The sequence below is a fragment of the Ruegeria marisflavi genome, from assembly GCF_025673445.1.
Classification (GTDB): domain Bacteria; phylum Pseudomonadota; class Alphaproteobacteria; order Rhodobacterales; family Rhodobacteraceae; genus Ruegeria_B; species Ruegeria_B marisflavi.
Map to the genome: position 1 here is coordinate 16,241 of NZ_JAOVQN010000026.1, position 22,333 is coordinate 38,573.

The 22,333-nt window shown below is 64.4% G+C and carries 19 protein-coding genes; 13 read left to right on the top strand and 6 right to left on the bottom strand.

Going from position 1 to position 22,333, the window contains the following annotated elements:
- Positions 1–203 precede the first annotated feature (203 nt).
- The 11 genes from OEZ49_RS19725 (at position 204) to glmM (ending at position 14,369) form a co-directional block, all read left to right on the top strand.
- Complete coding sequence (locus OEZ49_RS19725; protein WP_263389893.1) at positions 204–1,139, top strand: glycine--tRNA ligase subunit alpha; 936 nt, start codon at positions 204–206, stop codon at positions 1,137–1,139.
- Positions 1,140–1,163: 24 nt separating this feature from the next.
- A complete protein-coding gene (locus OEZ49_RS19730; RefSeq protein ID WP_263389894.1) occupies positions 1,164–1,850 on the top strand; it encodes an FkbM family methyltransferase in 687 nt (228 codons plus the stop codon).
- A 138-nt stretch (positions 1,851–1,988) separates the two neighbouring features.
- Entirely contained in the window at positions 1,989–2,513 is a 525-nt protein-coding gene (locus tag OEZ49_RS19735; RefSeq protein WP_263389895.1) for a DUF6446 family protein, read from the top strand.
- 18 nt (positions 2,514–2,531) lie between these two features.
- Complete coding sequence (gene gltS, locus OEZ49_RS19740) at positions 2,532–3,743, top strand: sodium/glutamate symporter (RefSeq protein ID WP_263389896.1); 1,212 nt, start codon at positions 2,532–2,534, stop codon at positions 3,741–3,743.
- A gap of 9 nt (positions 3,744–3,752) precedes the next feature.
- The gene (glyS, locus tag OEZ49_RS19745; protein ID WP_263389897.1) at positions 3,753–5,960 is read left to right on the top strand and encodes a glycine--tRNA ligase subunit beta; all 2,208 of its coding nucleotides are present in this window, start codon (positions 3,753–3,755) and stop codon (positions 5,958–5,960) included.
- 164 nt (positions 5,961–6,124) lie between these two features.
- A complete protein-coding gene (gene ppdK / locus OEZ49_RS19750; RefSeq protein WP_263389898.1) occupies positions 6,125–8,665 on the top strand; it encodes a pyruvate, phosphate dikinase in 2,541 nt (846 codons plus the stop codon).
- A gap of 186 nt (positions 8,666–8,851) precedes the next feature.
- Positions 8,852–9,490 (top strand): cell wall hydrolase, encoded by a 639-nt coding sequence (locus OEZ49_RS19755; RefSeq protein WP_263389899.1) that lies wholly within the window; start codon positions 8,852–8,854, stop codon positions 9,488–9,490.
- Positions 9,491–9,584: 94 nt separating this feature from the next.
- Positions 9,585–10,961 carry a multicopper oxidase family protein gene (locus OEZ49_RS19760; protein WP_263389900.1) on the top strand — a complete coding sequence of 459 codons (1,377 nt, stop codon included), beginning with the start codon at positions 9,585–9,587 and terminating at the stop codon, positions 10,959–10,961.
- A 100-nt stretch (positions 10,962–11,061) separates the two neighbouring features.
- Positions 11,062–11,982, top strand: a complete 921-nt coding sequence (locus tag OEZ49_RS19765) for a dihydroneopterin aldolase (RefSeq protein ID WP_263389901.1) — start codon at positions 11,062–11,064, stop codon at positions 11,980–11,982.
- The gene (folP, locus tag OEZ49_RS19770) at positions 11,979–12,977 is read left to right on the top strand and encodes a dihydropteroate synthase (RefSeq protein ID WP_263389902.1); all 999 of its coding nucleotides are present in this window, start codon (positions 11,979–11,981) and stop codon (positions 12,975–12,977) included. The genes OEZ49_RS19765 and folP overlap by 4 nt, the downstream gene beginning before the upstream one ends.
- Positions 12,978–13,016: 39 nt before the next feature.
- A complete protein-coding gene (glmM, locus tag OEZ49_RS19775) occupies positions 13,017–14,369 on the top strand; it encodes a phosphoglucosamine mutase (RefSeq protein ID WP_263389903.1) in 1,353 nt (450 codons plus the stop codon).
- Positions 14,370–14,436: 67 nt separating this feature from the next.
- Here glmM and OEZ49_RS19780 read toward each other — a convergent pair whose 3' ends face one another.
- The 3 genes from OEZ49_RS19780 to ilvC all read right to left on the bottom strand — a co-directional run bounded on the left by OEZ49_RS19780 (position 14,437) and on the right by ilvC (position 17,141).
- A complete protein-coding gene (locus tag OEZ49_RS19780; protein ID WP_263389904.1) occupies positions 14,437–15,351 on the bottom strand; it encodes a DMT family transporter in 915 nt (304 codons plus the stop codon).
- An 83-nt stretch (positions 15,352–15,434) separates the two neighbouring features.
- Entirely contained in the window at positions 15,435–16,001 is a 567-nt protein-coding gene (locus OEZ49_RS19785; protein ID WP_263389905.1) for a hemerythrin domain-containing protein, read from the bottom strand.
- 117 nt (positions 16,002–16,118) lie between these two features.
- Positions 16,119–17,141: a ketol-acid reductoisomerase gene (gene ilvC, locus OEZ49_RS19790; RefSeq protein WP_263389906.1), complete on the bottom strand. Its 1,023-nt coding sequence runs from the start codon at positions 17,139–17,141 to the stop codon at positions 16,119–16,121.
- A gap of 131 nt (positions 17,142–17,272) precedes the next feature.
- On the opposite strand from ilvC, the gene OEZ49_RS19795 reads away from it, so the two are divergent.
- Positions 17,273–17,728 carry an Lrp/AsnC family transcriptional regulator gene (locus tag OEZ49_RS19795; RefSeq protein ID WP_164132345.1) on the top strand — a complete coding sequence of 152 codons (456 nt, stop codon included), beginning with the start codon at positions 17,273–17,275 and terminating at the stop codon, positions 17,726–17,728.
- The gene (locus tag OEZ49_RS19800) at positions 17,725–18,183 is read left to right on the top strand and encodes an Lrp/AsnC family transcriptional regulator (RefSeq protein WP_263389907.1); all 459 of its coding nucleotides are present in this window, start codon (positions 17,725–17,727) and stop codon (positions 18,181–18,183) included. The genes OEZ49_RS19795 and OEZ49_RS19800 overlap by 4 nt, the downstream gene beginning before the upstream one ends.
- Before the next feature lie 2 nt (positions 18,184–18,185).
- Here OEZ49_RS19800 and OEZ49_RS19805 read toward each other — a convergent pair whose 3' ends face one another.
- From OEZ49_RS19805 to OEZ49_RS19815, 3 genes are all read right to left on the bottom strand, one after another.
- Positions 18,186–19,949 (bottom strand): adenylate/guanylate cyclase domain-containing protein, encoded by a 1,764-nt coding sequence (locus OEZ49_RS19805; RefSeq protein ID WP_263389908.1) that lies wholly within the window; start codon positions 19,947–19,949, stop codon positions 18,186–18,188.
- 219 nt (positions 19,950–20,168) lie between these two features.
- Positions 20,169–20,858, bottom strand: a complete 690-nt coding sequence (locus OEZ49_RS19810; protein WP_263389909.1) for a GntR family transcriptional regulator — start codon at positions 20,856–20,858, stop codon at positions 20,169–20,171.
- 100 nt (positions 20,859–20,958) lie between these two features.
- Complete coding sequence (locus tag OEZ49_RS19815; protein WP_263389910.1) at positions 20,959–22,326, bottom strand: formimidoylglutamate deiminase; 1,368 nt, start codon at positions 22,324–22,326, stop codon at positions 20,959–20,961.
- Between the last annotated feature and the right edge of the window lie 7 nt (positions 22,327–22,333).

The following is a 22,333-nucleotide window of genomic DNA, read 5'->3' on the forward strand; positions in this document are numbered from 1 at the left end:
TTGGTTCCGTACCTTCAAATACGTATCGTTGAAGCAGGTTATGCAGGTATTTGGCGCAAATGCCATGCCCGGTTACAGGGGAAAATCGGGTGTGGCGCAATCATCGCAGCGGCGGCGGGCGTGCCGCCACAAGCGCCGTTGACGCTGCCCCCCCGCTTGCATAGGAAAGGCGCGACCCGTTTTCCAGCGCCCGAGGCCGCCCGATGACCGACACGACCCGCACCGCACCGCGCTCTTTCCAGGAAATCATCCTGCGGCTGCAAAGCTATTGGGCCTCGAAGGGCTGCGCCATCCTGCAACCCTATGACATGGAGGTGGGCGCGGGCACGTTTCACCCGGCCACGACGCTGCGCGCGCTGGGCAGCGCGCCCTGGGCCGCCGCCTATGTGCAGCCCTCGCGCCGTCCGACCGACGGGCGCTATGGCGAGAACCCGAACCGGTTGCAGCACTATTACCAGTACCAGGTGCTGATCAAACCGAGCCCGCCCGACCTGCAAGAGCTGTATCTCGGCTCGCTGGAGGCGATCGGCGTCGATATGGCGCTGCATGACATCCGGTTTGTCGAGGATGACTGGGAAAGCCCGACGCTGGGTGCCTGGGGGCTTGGCTGGGAGGTGTGGTGCGACGGGATGGAGGTGAGCCAGTTCACCTATTTCCAGCAGGTGGGCGGGCATGACTGCGCGCCGGTCTCGGGCGAGCTGACCTATGGGCTGGAACGTCTGGCGATGTATATTCTGGGCATCGACCACGTGATGGACATGCCGTTCAACGATCCGCAATCGCCCATTCCGCTGAGCTATGGCGATATCTTCAAGCAGACCGAAGAGGAGTATGCGCGCTGGAACTTCGACGTGGCCAATACCGAGGTGCTGCTGAGGCATTTCGAAGAGGCCGAGGCCGAATGCGCCGCGATCCTGGCGCAGACCCATGACGACCCCAAGACCGGCAAGCGCATCGTGATGGCGCATCCGGCTTATGACCAGTGCATCAAGGCGAGCCATATCTTCAACCTGCTGGATGCGCGCGGCGTGATCTCGGTGACCGAACGGCAGGCCTATATCGGTCGGGTGCGGGCTCTGGCCAAGCAATGCGCGGATGCGTTTGTGCAGACGACCGCCGGGGGCTATGCTGCCGCCTGAGGACATCAGGGCAGGGGCAGGGCCATGGAAGAGGCGACGCGCGAGCGCTATGAGGAAAAGCTGCGCAAGGCGCGGCGGCAGCTGAAGCGACAGGTGCGCACCGCGCAAAGTGAGGGGTTCATGACCGGGGCGGCGGCCATGCTGCGGCCGGGCGACGTGGTTATCGACTGTGGCGCCAATGTGGGCGACGTGACCGAAGTACTGTCGGCGACCGGCGCCACCGTGCATTGTTTCGAACCCGATCCTTATGCCTTTTCACTGCTGGAGCGCCGGTTCGGGACCGCGCTCAACGTCATCCTGCACAACAAGGCGGCGGGCATCGCGGCGGGCCATATCGGCCTGATGCGGTCCGAGAGTTTTGGCGAGGACCCCAAAAAGAACACGGTGATGAGCACCACGCTGCCCGGCGGGCGCGGCATCAGCGCGGATGCGGGCGCCGTGATCGAGGTCGAGATGGTCGACTTTCCCGCCTTTTTGGAAGGGCTGATCGCCGAACACGGCGATATCGCGATGCTGAAAATGGATATCGAGGGGGCGGAGCTGGATATCCTGGAAGAGATGGACGCGCGGGATCTCTTTGCGCCGATCCGGGTGACGCTGGTCGAGACCCATGAGCGCAAGTTTCCCGATCTGCGCGACAGGTTCCGGGCGCTGAAGGCGCGCATGGCCGCTCGGTTTTCGCCATCGAAGGTCAATCTCGACTGGATCTGAGCGGGTTGCGGTGAATAGGCACCAAAAAAGCCGCGGCAAAGCTGGTATCCCGGGGCGCTGTCCTACATCAAGGCGCAGACGGCAATCGACCCGATTCTGCCGGTGTGAGTACCGGCGGAGCGGGAAAAGGAGAGAGACATGACCGGCAAAGTTCTTGTCATTCTGCTGGCGCTCTGCGCCATAAGCGCGGGCCTGTCGATGTATTACCTTCAGGTCTACGGCTATTATTTCGAGGTCGAGCCGCGCCCGGGGCAGGATGTGACGCTGGTGCCACAGGGCGGCGACCGGGCGGAGGTCATCGCCTATGAGGGGTTTCAGGCCATCGACGCCGACAGTTCCCCCATTCGTTATCGTGCCTGTTTCACCACCCCGCTTGATCTCGATGCGCTGAGCGCGGCCTATACCCCGGTCGAGAACCCCGAGCCGCTGACCGCGCCGGCCTGGTTCGACTGCTATGATACAGGTCAGATCGACGAGGCGCTGAAAAGCGGCCGCGCGCGGGCCTATCTGGGGGCCAAGAACGTGCATTATGGCGTCGACCGGATTGTCGCCGTGACCGAGGATGGGCGGGGCTATGCATGGCATGTGCTGAACAATTGTGGGCAAAAGGCCTATGATGGCACGGTGATCGGCGAAGAATGCCCGCCGCGTCCGGAGAACTGAGGCAACAGGCCGGGACAGGTGACAGAGACGCTGCACATATCCGCCTTCATGACCGTGACCTTGGGGCTTGCCGTCTATCTGATCGGCGTGCGGATCAACGACCGTCTGCCGTTTCTGGAGCGTTTCAGCATCCCTGAACCGGTGACGGGGGGATTGCTGGCCTCGCTGGTGGTACTGGGGCTTTACTCCGGCTTCGGTATCGAGCTGGCCTTTGACCTGACCGGGCGCGATTTCCTGCTGGTGCTGTTCTTTACCGGGATCGGGCTGAACGCGCGGCTCGGCGATCTGATCGCGGGCGGCAAGCCGCTGGCGATCCTGTTGGTGCTGACCCTGCTGACCATCGTGGCGCAGAATCTCATCGGGGTGCTGGGCGCAGTGATCTTCGGGTTTCCGGCACAGGCGGGGGTGTTGTTCGGTTCGGCCGCGCTGATCGGGGGACACGGCACCGCCATCGCCTGGGCGCCCGAGGTGGCGCGGGTGACCGGCCTGCCTGCGGCCACCGAGCTGGGGGTCGCGGTGGCGACGCTGGGCCTAGTGATCGCGGCGCTGATCGGTGGGCCGATCGCCACTTATCTGGTGGACAGCCGCAAGCTGACCCCGAACCGCCCGGATGAGGAACTGACCGTTGGTCTACCCAACGAGATGGACGAGGAGCCGCCCCGGATCGATCACAAGTCGCTGATGCGGGTTCTGCTGACGCTGAACGTGGCGATCCTGCTGGGCTTTGCGCTTCATGAAACTATCGACCAGATGGGCCTGAAACTACCGCTTTTCGTGCCTTGCCTGCTGACCGCCATCGTGGTGGGCAACCTGCGCACGGCGCTGTTTCCGCGCGCCCCGCGCGTGTCGCGCACGCCGACGCTGGCGCTGATCTCGGAATTTGCGCTGGGGGCGTTCCTGGCGATGTCCCTTATGAGCCTGCAACTCTGGACCATTGCCGAGACCGGCCTGGCGCTGGCGGTGATCATCGCGCTTCAGACGCTGTTTGCCATGGGGTTCATCCTGTTGGTGTTGTTCCGTGCAATGGGCGGTGGTTATCGCGCAGCGGTGCTGGCGGCGGGGTTCGGCGGCTTTGCGTTGGGTGCCACACCGACCGCGATTGCAAATATGACCGCCGTGACCAAGCGCTATGGTCCGTCGCCTCTTGCCTTTATCGTGCTCCCCCTTGTATCCGCCTTCTTTGTGGATATCGCCAATGCGGTCGTCATACAGATGATCGTCAATTTCTAAGGACCGACTATGCCCGACCTGCTGATCGAACTGTTTTCCGAGGAAATCCCCGCCCGCATGCAGGCGCGTGCCGGTGAGGACCTAAAAAAGCGGATCACCGACGGTCTGGTCGAGAGCGGTCTGACCTATGCCCATGCCGCCGCGCTAACGACGCCGCGCCGTCTGACATTGGCGGTTGAGGGGCTGTTGGACGCAAGCCCGACCCTGCGTGAAGAACGCAAGGGCCCCAAGGTCGGCGCGCCCGAGCAGGCGGTCGAGGGGTTCCTGCGCGGCGCCGGGATCACCCGCGACCAGCTGGAAGAGCGCGAGACGCCCAAGGGCGCGATCTATTTTGCCACCATCGAAAAGCCGGGCCGCCCGGCGGCCGCGATCGTGGCCGAGGTGCTGGAAGACACTATCCGCAATTTCCCCTGGCCCAAGTCGATGCGCTGGGGCGCGGGGTCTTTGCGCTGGGTGCGGCCGGTGCAGTCGATCCTGTGCATCCTTACGACCGAGGCCGGGGCCGAGGTGGTACCGCTCGATATTGACGGGATCACGGCGGGCGACAGCACCATCGGTCACCGTTTCATGGCGCCCGCGCGGTTCTCCGTCACCTCGTTCGAGGATTATCAGGTCAAGCTGAAGCGCGCCTTTGTGGTGCTGGATCCGGCCGAGCGGGCCGAGCATATCTGGAACGACGCCCAGAACCTGGCCTTTGCCGCCGGGCTGGAGCTGGTCGAGGACAAGGGGTTGCTGGCCGAGGTCGCGGGCCTGGTCGAATGGCCCGTGGTGCTGATGGGGCAGATCGGGGCAGAGTTCCTGGACCTGCCGGCTGAGGTGCTGCAAACTTCGATGCGCGAGCATCAGAAGTTCTTCTCGGTCCGCAATCCCAAGACGGGCCGGATCGAACGGTTTGTCACCGTGGCCAACCGCGAGACTGCTGATAACGGCGCCACCATCCTGGCGGGCAACCAGAAGGTGCTGTCGGCGCGTCTGGCCGATGCCAAGTTCTTCTGGGACAACGATTTGCGCGTGGCGCATGCGGGTATGTCCGACTGGACGGACGCGCTGGAAAACGTGACCTTCCACAACAAGCTGGGAAGCCAAGGCGACCGTATCCGCCGCATCGCCGCGCTGGCGCGCGAACTGGCCCCGGTTGTCGGCGCGGATGCCGGGCAGGCCGAACAGGCGGCAACACTGGCCAAGGCCGACCTGAGTTCCGAGATGGTATTCGAGTTCCCCGAACTTCAGGGGTTAATGGGCCGCTATTACATCGCGGCCGCTGGCCATGACGCCGCCATCGCCGCGGTGGCGCAAGAGCATTACGCGCCGCTTGGCCCGTCGGACGACGTGCCGACCGCGCCGCTCTCGGTCACGGTGGCGCTGGCCGACAAGCTGGATACGCTGACCGGCTTCTGGGCCATCGACGAGAAACCCACCGGGTCGAAAGACCCGTTTGCCCTGCGCCGGGCGGCGCTGGGGGTGATCCGGCTGGTGCTGACGAACGATCTGCGCCTGCCGCTCGATCTACCCATCGACGCGCAGCTGGTGCGGCACAAATACCACGCCAGCAATGGTGCGGCCGCGCTGTCGGATCTGCTCGACGAGATCGCCGATCATGGCGTGTTTGGCGCTGCATTCGAGACCATCAAGGAAAAGCTGGGCGATCCGGGCGCATTGGAGGCGCTGGCCGGGGACGTGCCGGATCTTTCCGCCGACCTGCTTTCCTTCATCCATGACCGGCTCAAGGTCTTCCTGCGCGACGAGGGCATCCGCCACGACGTGATCGACGCCTGTATCGCGATGGAGGGCAACGACGACCTCAACCTGCTGGTCAAGCGTGCCCGTGCGCTCAACACGGTGATCGCGACCGAGGATGGCGAGAACCTGGTGCAGGGTTTCAAGCGCGCCAACAACATCCTGACCCAGGCCGAGGAGAAGGACGGGGTCGAATACTCCTTTGGAGCCGATATCAAATTCGCCGAGGCCGACAGCGAAAAGGCGCTGTTTGCCGCGCTGGAGCAGGCAGAGTCCACCATCGACGCGGCGCTCAAGGCCGAGGATTTTGCCGCCGCCATGACGGCCATGGCGGCCCTGCGCGCGCCGGTCGATGCCTTCTTTGATCAGGTGCAGGTCAATTCCGACAATCAGGTGGTGCGCCGCAACCGCCTGAACCTGCTCAGCCAGATCCGCAAGGTCTGTTCCAGCACCGCCGACCTGACCCGTATCGAGGGCTGAGCGACTTGAACTAGGCGGACGGGGGCCGGGCGGGCACCCCCTGCTGCTTCTTTCTGGTCACAAATACTCATTTCCCCGGTTGCCGCAGGTGCCGCCTGTGCGCACATGGCGCTTGCGCCAGCCCCAAACGCCCTTATTCTGCACCCAAACCAAAAGGTGCCGCAGTGCAGAATAATCCGAACACGACGTTGATCACCGCCATCGCACCGGTGGCAACCGCCACCCATGGCGGGCGGGCGAAATGCCTGCAACGGCTGGTGCGGCTCGACCTGCCGGTGCCACGCACCGTGGCGCTCTCCTTTTCGGCGGTGCATGACATCGCGCGGGGGCAATTGCCCGATATCGCCGCCATTGTCAGCCAGTTCGAACCGACCGCGTTGCTTTGCGTGCGGCCCAGTTCCGAGGATCCCGATTGGGGTGGGCCCGGCGCGGTGCTGAACATCGGCATGAACGATGCCCGTTTTGTTGAACTCAGCGACAAGATGGGGGCCGAGGCGGCAGCGGCGCTTTATCTGCGCTTTGTCCAGACCTTTGCCATTCACGTGGCGCGGCTGGATCCGGATGTGTTTGACGAGATCGAGGCCGATGGCCGCGAGGGGCTGCGCCAAAGCTTGCGCGCCTATGAGGACGAGACCGACGAGAGTTTCCCGCAGGATCCGGGTGAACAGCTGGCCGCTGTGCTGCGCTCGATGGCGCGCGCCTGGGATGGCACCTCGGCCCGGCTGTTGCGTCAGGCCAAGGGCGCGCCCGCCGATGCAGGGCTGGGCCTTGTTGTGCAGGAGATGATCCCGGGCGTCGGCCAGGGCGAATGCGGCTCGGGCGTGCTGCAACTGGTGGAGCCCGCCACCGGGCTGCCGCAGATAACCGGCCGTTACCTGAGCCAGAGCCAGGGGCGCGACGCCCTGGGGGCAGGGGCCGAGGCGCTTTATCTCGAGAAGGATCCGCGCGGTGTCTCGCTTGAGGATGTGGCGCCCGAGGCCTTTGCCGCGCTCAAGACGCATGCGGCGCTGATGCGTGAAAAACTGCGCGAGGAAATGCAGGTCGAATTTGTGATCGAGAACGGCCATGTGCATATTCTCGACGGCGTCCGGGTGCCGCGCAGTGCGCGTGCGGCCCTGCGGATCGCGGTGCGGCTGGCCGAGGACGGCATCATTCCACCGCAAGAGGCGGTGATGCGGATCGACCCGCATTCGATCAACGAGCTGTTGCACCGGCAGGTGCACCCGCAGGCCAAGCGCGATGTGCTGACCACTGGCATCGCAGCCAGCCCGGGGGCTGCCACGGGCAAGATCGTGTTCACCGCGGCCGAGGCGCAGGCCAGCGCCGCGCGGGGGGAACCCTGCGTACTGGTGCGGCGCGAGACCTCGCCCGAGGATGTGCGCGGCATGCATGCCGCCGTGGCGGTACTGACCGAGCGGGGCGGCATGACCAGCCATGCGGCGGTGATCGGGCGCGGTCTGGGCCTGCCGTGTATCGTTGGCGCCTCGGACATGGAATTCCAGACCAAGACGCGGATGATCAAGGCGCCCGACGGGCGGGTGTTTCGTACCGGCGACATCCTGACCATCGACGGCAGCACCGGCCAGGTGCTGGCGGGCGAGCCCGCGATGATGGAAGCGGCGCTGGACGACAGTTTCCAGACGCTGATGGCCTGGGCCGATGCCGAGCGCGATATCGGCATCCGCGCCAATGCCGACACGCCCGCCGATGCGCAGACTGCGCGCAACTTCGATGCGCAGGGGATCGGGCTGTGCCGGACCGAGCACATGTTCTTTGAACCGGGCAGGCTGACGGTGATGCGCGAGATGATCTTTGCCGCCACGCCTGCGGGGCGCAAGGCCGTGCTGGAGCGGCTGTTGCCGATGCAGCGCAAGGATTTTGTGCAGCTCTTCCGCATCATGGAGGGCAAGCCGGTCTGTATCCGTCTGTTCGATCCGCCGCTGCACGAGTTCCTTCCCACCACGCGCGCCGGTCAGCGCGAGCTGGCCGAGGCGCTGGATATTCCGGTCAGCGACGTGACCCGCCGGGTTGAGGCGATGAGCGAGTACAACCCCATGCTGGGGCTGCGCGGCGTGCGTCTGGGCGTGACCGTGCCTGAAATCTACGACATGCAGGCGCGCGCCATCTTCGAGGCGACGCTGGAGGCCAGCCGCAAGGGCGAACCGGTGGTGCCCGAGGTGATGATCCCGCTGGTGTCGGCCAAGCGGGAGGTGGAACTGGTCAAGGCGCGCATCGATGCGGTGGCGGCGGCGGTGGCCTCGGAGCGGGGGCAGGAGTTCGACTATCGTCTTGGCGTGATGGTCGAGACGCCGCGCGCCTGCCTGCGCGCCGACGAGATTGCGCATTGCGCCTCGTTCCTGAGTTTTGGCACCAACGACCTGACGCAGATGACCTATGGCCTGTCGCGGGACGACGCCGGCCGGTTCATGTCGGCCTATGTCCGGCAAGGGGTGTTCACCGAAGATCCGTTCCACGTGCTGGACCAGGATGGTGTGGGCGAACTGTTGAAACTGGGGGTGGAACGTGGTCGGCGAGCCAAACCTGAAGTAACCGTTTCAGTCTGTGGCGAGCATGGTGGCAACCCCGAATCAATCGCTTTTTGCCGGGCTGCTGGATTTGACTATGTGTCGTGTTCCCCCTTCCGTGTTCCGGTCGCGCGCCTGGCTGCGGCACAATTGGCCATCTCGGATAAACTTGGTGTGTAATTCGCGGTCTATCCCCTAGATATAGTGGTGATGTAGCGATTCAGCGCTCGAAAAATCTCTGCGTTTTCGGGCGATTGACCCTTGCAAATTCTCTAAAACTGGACCTTTGCGAGAGTCTGAGGTATGGGCACCTCTGTGTCGACTGGGGAGGAACCGGCACGGTCGCCTTGTGTGGGGGTTTTGGATATGAAACGATTTCTACTGACAGCCTTGCTGTCGGCTGCCATCACGGTGCCGAATGTTTCCCTGGCGGATCGGGGGCCAGAGCGTCAGGTTGTGGATAAATCCGCTGATTCTGCACCGAAGGGCAAGCGGTTTCGCGACTATCTGAACGCCTTCCGGCCACAACCCGACGCGGGTCCGGTCGAAGTATCGTTCTCGCGGACCTGGATCGACGAGCAACCCAAGGCGCAAGGCGGCGAGCAATGGGCCTGTCTGGCCGAGGCGCTGTATTTCGAGGCACGTGGCGAGACGGTCAAAGGGCAGTTCGCGGTTGCCGAAGTGATCCTGAACCGGGTCCAGAGCGAGCGTTTTCCAGACACCCCCTGTGGAGTGATCAAGCAGGGGACGGGTCGCAAGTACCAATGCCAGTTCACCTATACCTGCGATGGGCGCAAGGATGTGATCGCCGAGAAAGCCGCCTATGAGCGGGTGGCCAAGGTGGCCCGGCTGGCGCTGGACGGGGTGTCCGAGGAGTTGACCGGCGGCGCCACGTATTATCACACCACTGCCGTGCGCCCCAGTTGGTCGCGGCGGTTCACCCAGACTGCCAAGATCGGCGTTCACGTGTTCTACAGCCCGGGTCAGCGCACCGCCAGCAACTGATCGGGTCGGTTCGGAACCGATTGACGCACCCGCGCGGGAAGCCTGCTGGCAGAGGCGCAAAGCGCGTCTATATTGCGGGTCAGGGAGGCCCGCGATGACATTCACCCGTAGACAGGTTCTGACAGCTGGCGCAGCACTGGCATTGTCGCCGCTCCGCGCCTTTGCCGCCATGCCCGAGTTGGTTGCGACTGAGAGCCGCCAGCAGATCGCGCCCGAGGGATATCCGGACACCGCGATCTGGAGCTATGGCGGCGGCGCCCCCGGCCCCGAAATCCGGGTCGCGCAGGGCGGCAGGGTTTCCCGCCGACTGGTCAATAAATTACCGCAACCGACGGCAGTGCACTGGCATGGCATCCGCATCGACAACGCGATGGATGGTGTGCCCGGCCTGACGCAGGAGGCGGTGCCGCAGGGTGACAGTTTCGACTATGATTTCCACGTGCCGGATGCCGGTACCTATTGGTACCACTCGCACAACCGCTCGATGGAGCAGGTGGCGCGCGGCCTATATGGGCCGCTGATCGTGGAGGAGCCGCAGGCCCCCGATATCGACCGCGATATAGTGCTGATGCTGGATGACTGGCGGCTTGACCCGGAAACCGCCGCTATCGACGGGAATTTCGACAACGGCCATGACCTGAGCCATGCCGGGCGGTTTGGCAACCTGCTCACTGTGAATGGCCAGTTTGATCCGGCCTTCGAGGCGGGACAGGGCGAGCGGTTGCGTCTGCGACTGGTCAATGCTGCCAATGCGCGGGTGCTTGAGGTCGGGCTGGACGGGCTGGAGGGCTGGATCGTGGCGCTGGACGGGATGCCGTTGGAGGCACCGCTGCCTGTTAGCGGTGCCTTTCCGCTGGCCCCGGCGCAGCGGGCCGACCTGTTCGTGGACGTCACTGCCGAGAACAGTGCGGCGGCCAGCCTGCTGAGTGTCGAGCGTGATGGCGGCTATGGTCTGTGCCGGTTCGACGTGAGCGGGCAGGCGGCGCGGGTGCGCCGGGGCGCGCCCGAAGCGCTGCCGCCCAATCCGCTGCCCGAGATTGGCGATCTTGCGGCGGCGCCGCTGCATGAGATGCGCCTTCAGGGCGGGGCGATGCGCTGGCTCGACCGCGCCCTGCTGGGCGAAACCGAGATGGGCGGGCGGGAACTGGCGCAACTGGGCAAGTTCTGGGCGCTCAATGGCCGGGCCGACCGGCCCGAGGCCCCGTTCCTCGACGCCGCGCGCGGCAGCCTGCATCGCATCGCCTTTGTCAACGATACGGGTTTCGACCATGGCATGCATCTGCATGGCCACCATTTCCGCCTGATCGGGGCAAATGGCGAACCGGGCCCCTGGCGCGATACTGTGCTGGTGCCGCCGGGCGAAACCCGGCAGATCGCGCTGGCGGCGGACAATCCGGGCAAGTGGCTTTTGCATTGTCACATGCTGGGCCACGCCATGTCGGGCATGACAAGCTGGTTTCGCGTCACCTGATGCCGCATTCGGTTGCCGGCATGGCGTATGTCGTCATATTATGGACGGCGAAAGCGCCTATTGAGGGCCAAATTGACATGACCCCGGAAAGGCCCGCCAGATGAGTTCCGAAATCCGCCTCGCCTTTGCCCATCCCTCGGAGCGGTCCGAGGCGACGGCGACACGCGGTCCGCTTGACCGGATCTCATTGCGCGACCATGTGGTCGCGGTCGAGATTGGTGCCTTTCAGGCCGAACGTGGCACCACCCAGCGCATCTGTTTCAACGTGGTGGTCGAGGTGATGCCGCTGACCGGTCCCATCGACGACGACGTGGACCGGATCCTGTCCTATGACCGTGTGACCGAGGCGATTGCCCGCGCCCTGGCCGAAGAGCGGCTAAACCTGCTCGAAACCCTGGCCGAGCGGGTAGCGGAACTGATCCTGCACGAGCCGCAGGCAGTGCGGGCCTTTGTCCGCATCGAGAAGCTGGATCGCGGCCCCGGTGCGCTGGGGGTCGAAATCGTGCGCGGCCGCGACAAGCTGCACGTGGACCAGACCGAGGATCTGCGCCCGCATCCGCGCCTGGTCTATCTGTCGAACGCGGCGATAGACTCGGGGCACCTCAAGGGCTGGATCGACCAGCTGGAACATCGCGACCGGCCGCTGATCATCTGTGTCGGAGCCTCGGCTCTGGCGGTGCCGCAGACCGGGCACGCGATGACCCAGCGTCGGATCGACCTGCTGGCGATCGAACAGAATGCCTGGCGGCTGGCGGCGAAGGATCACCGTTGCAAGGTGGTGTCGACCCGGACCGAGCTGGACTGGGCGATGAAGAACGGCCAGATCTGCGTCTGGGCGCCGTCCAAGATCGTGCTGGACGCGGTCGATGGCCCCTCGGCCAAGCCCTCGGACGCAGTGGCGTTGGCCGCCTGGTTCGCCGCCACATTCGAGGCGGGCGAAATGCTGGTGATCGGCGCGGCGCTGCCTGCCCAAGCCGGCGTGCCGCTGCGCGCGGTGCCGGTGGAGCAAGCCGACCTGTGAGCGACTATTTCCGACCGCTGGTGCACCAGGGCGCGGCACGGCCCAAGGATGCAGTGCCGCTGGGTGGTGGCGAGTTGTGGTTCACCCATGCCGAACACCTGTCCCGTGACGGAGCAACCGAAGTTGTTCCGGTCGCGGGGATTCCTGCGCCGTGGCTGGAGCGGTTGACCGGGGCGCGCGACGCCATTGCCGGGCTCGACATGGCCCGCCCGCATCTGATGGGTATCCTGAACGTCACGCCCGACAGTTTCTCGGATGGCGGGCGGCACTATGGTGTGGCCGACGCCGTGCAAGCCGCGCTGTCGATGGTGGAGCAGGGCGTCTCGCTGCTGGATATTGGCGGAGAGTCCACCCGCCCCGGCGCCATCGAAGTGCCGGTCGACGAGGAAATCCGCCGTATCGAGCCGGTGATCGAGGCAATCCGGGCCGAGACCGGCACCGCGATTTCCATCGACACCCGCAAGGCAGCGGTGGCCGAGGCGGCGCTGGCCGCCGGTGCGAGCCTGGTCAACGACGTGTCGGGTTTTACCTTTGACGCCGGGCTGGCGCCGCTCTGCGCCGACACCGGCACACCGGTCTGCATCATGCATGCGCAGGGCGATCCGGCGACCATGCAGCAAGATCCGCACTACGACAACGTATTGCTCGACGTCTACGATTTCCTGTCGGCGCAGGTGGACAGGCTGGCGGCGGCGGGTCTGGCGCGCGGTCAGATCGTGATCGACCCGGGCATCGGGTTTGGCAAGACACAGGCGCATAACCTGGCGCTTTTGCGGAACCTGTCGCTGTTCCACGGTATCGGCTGTGCGATCCTGCTGGGGGTCTCGCGCAAGCGGTTCATCGGCACCATCGGCAGGGAACCGCTGGCCGAGGCGCGTGCGCCGGGCTCGATTTCTGTTGGATTGTCCGGACTTGCGCAGGGCGTCCAGATTTTGCGGGTCCATGATGTGGCCGAAACCGCGCAGGCCTTGCGTCTTTGGGCTGCGGTCCGCTAAAGCTGCTGACTACAGAATCAGAACGACAGCGAGGCAGCGATGCGCAAGCTTTTCGGAACCGACGGGGTGCGGGGCACCGCCAATACCCACCCGATGACCGCCGAGATGGCGCTGAGGATCGGGGCTGCAGTGGGTCGCTATTTCCGCCGCGACGCAAGCGGTGTGCACCGAGTGGTGATTGGCAAGGACACCCGCCTGTCGGGTTATATGTTGGAAAGCGCGCTGACCGCCGGGTTGACATCGACCGGAATGAACGTGCTGCTGCTGGGGCCAGTGCCGACTCCCGCCGTGGGGTTGATGACCCGCTCGATGCGGGCCGATCTGGGAGTGATGATCTCGGCCAGCCACAACCCGGCCGAGGACAACGGCATCAAGTTCTTTGGTCCTGACGGGTTCAAGCTGTCCGACCAGGCCGAGATTGAGATCGAGGCGCTGATCGAAGAGGGCGTGCTCCCGGCGCAGGCGCAGAATATCGGCCGCGCCAAGCGGGTGGATGACGCGCGGTTCCGCTATGGCGAGCGGGTGAAATCCTCGCTGCCGCGCGATCTGCGACTTGATGGGCTCAAGGTGGTGGTCGATTGCGCCAATGGCGCGGCCCACCGCGCCGCGCCCGAGGTCCTGTGGGAGCTGGGCGCCGATGTGATCTCGGTGGGCGTCGCGCCGGATGGTCTGAATATCAATCGCGGCTGCGGCTCGACCCATCCGCAGACGGCGGCCGAACAGGTTGTGGCGCACGGCGCCCATGTCGGCATCGCGCTGGATGGCGATGCGGACCGGGTGATCGTGATTGACGAGACCGGCACCCCCGCCGATGGCGACCAGTTGATGGCGCTGCTGGCTGCGCGCTGGGCGGCTGATGGGCAGCTGAAAGGCGGCGCGCTGGTGGCGACGGTAATGTCGAACCTGGGGCTGGAACGGTTTCTGGCCGGGCAGGGGATCGGGCTGGAGCGCACCGCCGTTGGCGACCGCTACGTGGTCGAGCGGATGCGAGAGGGCGGGTTCAACCTGGGCGGCGAGCAATCGGGTCATATCGTGATGAGCGACTTTGCCACCACCGGCGACGGGCTGATGGCAGGGTTGCATTTCCTGGCCGAGATGGTGCGCTCGGGCCAGCCTGCCAGCGCGTTGGCGCGGCAATTCGCGCCGGTGCCGCAACTTTTGAAAAACGTGCGCTATGCCGCCGGGCAGGCGCCGCTGGAGATGGCGCCGGTGCAACGGGCGATTGCCGAGGCCGAGGTGGCGCTCAAAGGCTCGGGCCGGTTGCTCATCCGCAAATCGGGGACCGAACCGCTGATCCGGGTGATGGCCGAATGCGAGGATGAGTCGCTGCTTGTCCGCACCGTCGATAGCGTGGTCGAAGCGGTGGCCGACGCGGTGTCCGCGCCGGCCTAGGAGGCGCTGCCCAGCCGCGCGGGTGCGCCCCCCGGAGTATTATTCGCGAAATGAATCGAGGGTGGCGTTAACGGCCGGTGAACAACCGCCGCAGCGCGCCATATTGGCTGAGCGCGACGCCGGTCAGGATCATCAAAAGCGCCCAGAGCAGGGTGGGCGGCAACGGCTCGCCCAGCACCAGGGCGCCCAAGAGTACCGACCAGACCGGGACCTGGTAGTTGGTCAGGCTCATGAAGACCGGACCGGCGGTACGCGCCACGATGATCCGGAGCAGGTTCGCCGCCGCTGTCGGCACCAATCCCAGGAGTGCGATCAGCATCAGCCCCTTGCCGCCCGGGTTCGGCGGCAGCCCGTGGCTGACCAGCGCCAGCGGGATCACGACGGCCGAGCCGATCAGCAGCGTCGCCGCAGAAAGGCCCACCGGGTCGAGCGGTGGTAACCGCCGCATCAGCACCGAGCTGGTTGCATAGCAACCCGCCGCCGACAAGCAGGCGAGACGTCCCAGAGGTTCCATGCCCGCGCCGCTGCTGGCGAAGGCGCCCGGGCCGATCAGCAGCACGATCCCGGCAAAGCCGATGACAAAGCCCAGGGTCTTGCGCCATGTCATCCGCTCGCCCGGCAGCAGGAAATGCGCCATTGGCAGCACGATCAGCGCGACCGCCGCCATTGACACGCCGGTAAAGGAGGAGGTTACGTATTGCTGGCCCCAGGCGATCAGCATGAATGGCGCGGCGGCGGAGAGGACCGCAACCAGGGTCAGCGTCGGCCAGTCGGTATCCTCGGTGGTGAACATGCGCCCGCCGCGCGCCAGCCAGACCAGCGCGGTGAGCAGCGCGGCAAAGCCGATGCGCCCGGCGGCCACCCAGAAGGGCGGCGCGGTCTCCAACGCCATTGCCTGGACCAGAAAGGTGCCGCCCCAGACAAAGCCGAGCGTGGCGATCATGGCCCAGCTTTTGCGGGTAATGTCGGGGGTCAGGGTCACTGGGTCTCTCTCGGACAGGCGGCGCCAGATGACCCCGGCAGGCGACCGGGGTCAATGGGCAAGGGTTCGATGCGGGCCGAAGTTTAGCCTCGCAGCTTGTGATGCAGGAGGATCGGCACCGCAAGATCCTCTTCATCGGCCAGGTGCCGGTCGAGCAGGTGCTCGATCGCGGTGGCGGCGGCCAGCACTTCGGGGGCTTCGCCATCGGCCTGGGCCGGATCCAGGTATTGCAGCTGGATCAGTCGGTTGGAGGCTGTTTTTAACCTCTCCAGCTGGGCGTCCAGCAAGACATGGTCGGATTCCAGCACGTCCAACCCCTCGGCAAAGCGACGGTCGGCGGCGCGCAGCTCAGGAAAGAACTTTCGGTCTTCCCACGTGTGGTGGCCATGCAGGTTGCCGATCAGCAGATTGCCGAATCGGCCCAAGCGTTCTGCGTGAACATCTTCATCCAACTCCTTGTCCAGCAAGCGTTCCATGTCCCGGCGGACGAGCCAGGCCAGGTCGCGGAACATATGATGTGCACCCATCCAGTTTTCGATGGAGGCGGCGAAATTCGGGTGCCCCGGCCATGTGTCGCGTGGGTAATCCCGAAGGAGAGCCTGCATCTCGGTCGGCAGGCCCTCTCTGGTGACAGTGATATTTTGGGTCATGGCGGCAATATGTGTGTGCATAACAGCCGCTCAATGGCCCCCGATTGCACAGACGGGGTGCACAAATGCAAAAGGGCGCGCCTGTGGCGCGCCCCTCGGCTGCCGCTGATGCGGCGATCAGTTCTTGGACTTGTCGACCATCTTGCCGGCCGAAATCCAGGGCATCATGCCGCGAAGTTTCTCGCCGACCTGCTCGATCTGGTGTTCGTCATTGGCGCGGCGCGACGCCTTGATCGTCGGCTGGCCAACAGCGTTTTCAAGCATGAAGTCGCGCACGAACTTGCCCTGCTGGATGTCGGTGAGGACGTCCTTCATGGCTTTCTTGGTCTGCTCATAGGGCAGGATGCGCGGGCCAGTGACATACTGGCCGTATTCGGCGGTGTTCGAAATCGAGTAATCCATGTTGGCGATGCCGCCTTCGTAGATCAGGTCGACGATAAGCTTCACTTCGTGCAGACACTCGAAATAGGCCATTTCCGGGGCGTAGCCGGCCTCGACCAGAGTCTCAAACCCGCAACGGATCAGCTCGACCAGACCGCCGCAGAGAACGGCCTGCTCGCCGAACAGGTCGGTTTCGCATTCCTCGCGGAAGTTGGTCTCGATGATGCCCGAGCGGCCGCCGCCGATGGCGGAGCAATAGGACAGGCCGATTTCCAGCGCCTTGCCGGTGGCGTCGGTGTGAACCGCGACCAGGCAGGGCACGCCGCCGCCCTTGGTGTATTCGCCGCGCACGGTGTGGCCGGGGCCCTTGGGCGCCATCATGATGACGTCGACGCCTTCTTTCGGCTCGATCAGGCCGAAATGCACGTTCAGCCCGTGGGCAAATGCGATGGCCGCGCCGGGACGGATGTTGTCATGCACGTATTTCTTGTAGGTCTCGGCCTGAAGTTCGTCCGGCATGGTGAACATGATCACGTCGCACCAGGCAGCCGCTTCGGCGATTCCCATGACTTTGAGCCCTTCGCCTTCGGCCTTCTTGGCCGAGGCCGAACCGTCGCGCAGGGCGACGACGAGGTTCTTTGCGCCCGAGTCGCGCAGGTTCAGCGCGTGGGCGTGGCCCTGGGAGCCGTAGCCCAGGATGGCCACTTTCTTGTCCTTGATCAGGTTGATATCGCAGTCACGATCGTAATAGACGCGCATGATGCCGGTCCTTTCTGTTTCGATTGCCGCGTTTCTAGCGGTTGCGGCGGTAGGTTGCGAGAGGATCGGGGTTGAGATTTTTCCTATTTGGTGAAAGATAATTCGTCAGATGTGCAGATTGTGGAAAATTCATGCTTGACGATATCGACCGCCGCATCCTGCGCCATTATCAGGCCGACCCCAGTCTCGGCGCCGCCGAACTGGCCGAGCGGTGCCGGATCAGCTCGGGCGTCTGCTGGCGGCGGATCGAGAAGATGCAGGCGGCGGGCATAATCCAGGGGCAGGAGGCGGTGATCGACTGGGCGGCGCTGGGCTTTGCGGTCGAGGTCAGTTTGCGCGTTACGCTCGACAAGACCCAGCCGCGCGCCTTTGACGATTTCATCGAGGCCGCGCGCAAGGTGCCCGAGGTGATCGAGATCCAGACCTTTCTGGGCCGGGTCGATGTGCGCCTGTCGGTGATTGCCCGCGACATGGCCCATTACCAGCAGCTTTATCGCGACCGCATCCTGACACTGCCGCATATCGCCGATATCGAGGCGCTGATGCATATCGCGCGGCTCAAACGCGACGAGGTGCTGCCGGTATGATTGAGCTGGATGAGCTCGACCACAAGTTGCTGCGCGCGCTGGCTCAGGACGCGACCCAAAGCGCGGGCGCGCTGGGTCGGCGTTTTGGTCTGTCGCAACCGGCCACCTGGCGGCGGATCCGGCGGCTGGAGGAGGCAGGGGTGATTAAGGGGCGCCGCCTGCGCCTGAACGCCGAGGCGCTGGGGTTTGGAGTGACCGTGTTTCTGGGTGTCAAGCTGGCGCGCAAGGGGCGCGTCAGCCTTGAGGATTTCGAACGCGCCGTCAGCGCCATCCCCGAGGTGCAGACGGTCGAGCATGTGCTGGGCCTTTATGACTATCGCCTGCGCGTGGTGGCGCGGGATCTAAGCGATTTTGAACGTATCCTGCGGCGGCGCATCATGACCTTGCCCGGCGCGGGCGAGGTCGAGGCCAACGTTCTGCTGAGCGAGGAGCGCTTGCCTGGGCCGATCGGCTGAACCTAGCCTGCAAGTCGGACCGAAACCGTTGACAGCGCATCGCGGATCCGGTCGCGCAAAAGGTGCGCGAAGTCACGGTCCTTGTAATACTCTGTCTGGATGAACTGTTCGGCGTCGAACTGCGGATCCAGCATCAACAGGTCGCGTGCCGCCGTCTGTGTTCGCTCTGGCTGGTTCAATTGTGTCGCGGCGGCGGCACGATAAGCTGCGGACCGCCGGGTCAGACGCGAGAATTCGCCCACCACCCGGTAGCAGGTTTCGAAATCGCCCTGAACGTAGTGGGCTACCGCTTCGAGCTCGCGGCAGTATTCCGGCAGGAACGGATCGAGCATCTTGGCCCGTTCAAGATAGGTGAGCGCCGTTTTTCCATCGCCCAGGAAATTGTATAGCTCTCCGGTGCGCCCCACCACATAGGCATGGCTGGGGTTGAGGGTCAGCGCGCGGTCGAAATGGTATTTCGCAAGTGCGAAATCTGATTGATAGAAGGCCAGCGATCCGACGATGCGATGGCTGTCGGCGTCGGTTTCATCCAATTCTATAGCGCGCTTGCCGGCACGCATCAACTCGTCCCAGACGTCTTCCCCCGTCCATTCAGAGACCGTGGCCAGCGCACAGGCCCGCCAGGCATATGCCCGACCGAACCCAGGGTCGCGATCCAACGCCTCGTCGAACCAGCGCAGCGCCTGTTCCGCGTTTTCCCGGGTCACTCCGCCGAGGCGATGATAAGACAGGCCGCGAATGAGGCATTCGTATGCCTCCAGATCCTTGGGGCGCTTGCGGCGGGCCAGTGCCTCGGCCTGCCGTTCTATCTGACCGGCGACGCAAGAGACGATCTTGGCCACAAGGTCGTCCTGGATATCGAACAATTCGTCCATGCTGCAATCGGCGCGTTCCGCCCAGACCTGTTCGTTCGATTCCGTGTCGGTCAGATGCGCGCTGATCCGGACGCGTGACCCAAGTTTGCGTACCCCGCCTTCGAGACAGAACCGCGCCGCCAGACTCCGTCCGATGTCGGGTGCATTCGCATCTATGCCCTTTAGACCAAAGCTGGCATTTCGCGAGATCACGGTCACATCTGGAAAGCGTGCCAACTCGGTGATCAGGTCGTCGGTCAGACCTTCGGCGAAATATTCCTGGTCGGGGTCGCTACTGAGGTTTCGGAAAGGAACGACTGCAATCGAATTGACCAAACGCTCGCTCCGTGCAGGTTCCGGCAGTCGGGGCTCCTCGATCATCGCCGTGCCAAGGCTCTGCATGCCGAGCTCGCCAATGACGGTATAGAGCGTGACGGTGTGTTCAATGTTCTTGAGAGGCCTTTCACCAAGTTTCTGAAACTTGAGCTGCGCGCCCCGCTTTGCGTAGTCGAACACCGCGCCGCTGAGTAGGACCGTGCCGGGTTCTGCCAGCCCTTCGATCCGGCTGGCAATGTTCACGCCGTCACCCAGCAGGTCGTCACCTTCGACGATGACATCCGCCAGGTGCAGCCCGATCCTGAGTTCTAGGCCGATGGACTGGCGCGATACGGGTTCCGCCAGATGGAGCTGAGTTTCGTAAGCGCAGCGAACAGCCGCTACCGGGCTGGAGAATTCCAGGAAAAAGCCGTCTCCGGCGCGGTTGAAGATGCGCCCATTATGTCGGGCCGCTGTGCTTTGGAGCAGCGTGGTCAGCCGTGTCGTCCGGTCGAGCGTACCGGTCTCGTCGCGCTGCATCTGGGCAGAATAGCCGACGATATCCGCTGCCATGATTGTGGACAGGCGTCTTTTCAAAATTTCCCCTCGAACCGCAGGCTGGAAACCCTGGCGATTATTGTCATGCAAAGCCTGAAAAACATCAAATGTTAATACCGGACAGGGGAGAACGGCAAGGTTTCGGACGCTCCGGTTCTGCGACGCGTGCCAGCAGCGACTTGCCGACTGCAAGCGGGCGTTGCTCGTGTCGCTCGGCACTGTTCCCCGACGGAAACAGGCGACGGCAGGGAGGAGAGGTCAGTACTCCGAGCGAACCCGGTAACCCGGATGATGGGTCATCCGGACAAAGGTCACCGGCTGGCCCTTGAGCCAGGTGGTCCGTTCCAGCAGCATGACCGGGGTGCCCGGCGTGGTGGCCAGGAAATCGGCCAGCCTGCTGTCGGCGGCCACTGCGGAAAAGGCAATCTCTGCATCGGTGAAGGGGATCGCGTTCAGCAGCCATTCGTTGGGGCCGATTTTCGTCAGGTCGGCCTGTTCGATGGCAGGCACGACGCGGAGGTTGACCCAGCGCTCCTCGAACTGGAAGGGGCGGTTGTTGGCGTAATGCATGCACGTCAGGTGCAGCACCCGCGTGCCGGTTTCGAGCCCAAGCTGCGAGGCAAGCCAGGCGGGGGCCTCGGTCACATTGCGCTCGACCAGAGCATAGCGGTATTCGGCATTCTGTTCCTCGACAATGTGGCGCACGATTGCGATCTCGAACCGCGCCTGTTTGATCGGGGCGGTCATGACGCGTGTGCCGCTTTTGCGGCGACGCTCGACAAAACCCTGATCCGCCAGTTCGCGCAGGGCACGGTTGACCGTGGCCCGGGCACAACAGAACTCTTCGGCCAATTCCGCCTCTGTCGGCAGCAAGGTACCCTGCGGCCAAACGCGGCTTTCGATCCGGCGTTTCACCTCGTCCCGTACGGCGTGAAAACTGGTGCGCATCTGTTTCTTCAACAGCAATAGCCTTTCGCTGGAAAAAAGCTCCGTTGGTTATTGCCCAGATTTCGGCCCGAGAGTAAAGCGGAATTGACGCTAACTAGTGTCATATTCGTGACAGGAGAGCCTGTAACCGGGTTTGATAGGTCTGGACGATCTGGTCGTGTTCAACATGTCTGCCAGACCTGACCCGGTGCCGTCCGGCGGACCACATGTCGGTGACGATCCTGTCGGGTGCCGAAAAGCAAAGCCCGTCAAGCACCGCGTCGCCGTCGAGCGTGCAGAGCGCCGGGCCGCTGGCGTCGATCGCCACCAGATCGGCCAGCGCACCGGGCACGATGCGGCCTGAATTCCGGCCAAGTGCCCGCGCCCCACCTGAGGCCGCGCCAAGGTAGAGCGCGGCGCCGACCGAGCCCTCGCCCGCGATCATCACGTTGCGTTGCAGGTGATGCAGGCGTTGGGAGTATTCGAGCGTACGCAGCTCTTCGCCCAGGGCGATGCGGACGTTGGAATCGGATCCGACCCCGAAGGCGCCACCGTTTTGCAGGTAGAGCGGCCCGTTGAACGGGCCGTCACCCAGGTTAGCCTCGGTGATCGGACAAAGGCCCGCAACCGCGCCGGACCGCGCCATTGCAACGGTTTCGGCCTCGGTCATATGGGTCGCGTGGATCAGGCACCATTGCGCGTCGACCTCTGCGTTGGCCAAGAGCCAGTCGACCGGGCGCGCGCCCAGCCAGGTGCTGATCTCCTCGACCTCGCGGGGTTGTTCGGCGATATGGATGTGGATCGGGTTGTCCTCGGCCAGGGTCACGGCTTCGGCCAGGTCAGCGGGGCAGATCGCGCGCAGCGAGTGCGGCGCCACGCCGACGCGGGCATCGGAGGGCAGGGCGCGGGCGGCGTGCGCCCGGGCCTGGGTGACAAGGGTAGCAAACCGTTCGATATCGTTGCCAAAGCGGAGCTGGCCGCCTGCGAGCGGCTGTTCGCCCGCGCCGCCGCAGCTGTAGAGCACCGGCAGATGGGTGAGGCCGATGCCGGTTTCGGCTGCCGCGGCAAAGACCCGGTCGCTGAGTTCGGTCAGGCGCGCGTAGGGGGTGCCGCCGGGCGTGTGGTGGACATAGTGAAATTCGCCGACGGCGGCATATCCGGCCTCCATCATCTCCATGAAGGTGAGCGCCGCGATCGCCTCGTAATCCTCAGGCGTCAGTTGGTCGACAAAGCGGTACATCAGGCTGCGCCAGGTCCAGAAACTGTCCTGTCCTGCGGCGCGATGCTCGGTCATGCCGGCCATTGCCCGCTGGAACGTGTGCGAATGCAGGTTGCCCAGGGCAGGCAGTAGAACATCGACCTGAACGTCGCCGGACTCGTGCGATTGGCCGTCTTGAACGGCGGTGATCTGGCCATCTTCGAGCGTGACGGCGACATCTGCTTGCCAGCCTTCGGCGGTGCGGGCGCGGCGCGCGAGAATCCTCTGCATGTCTTCC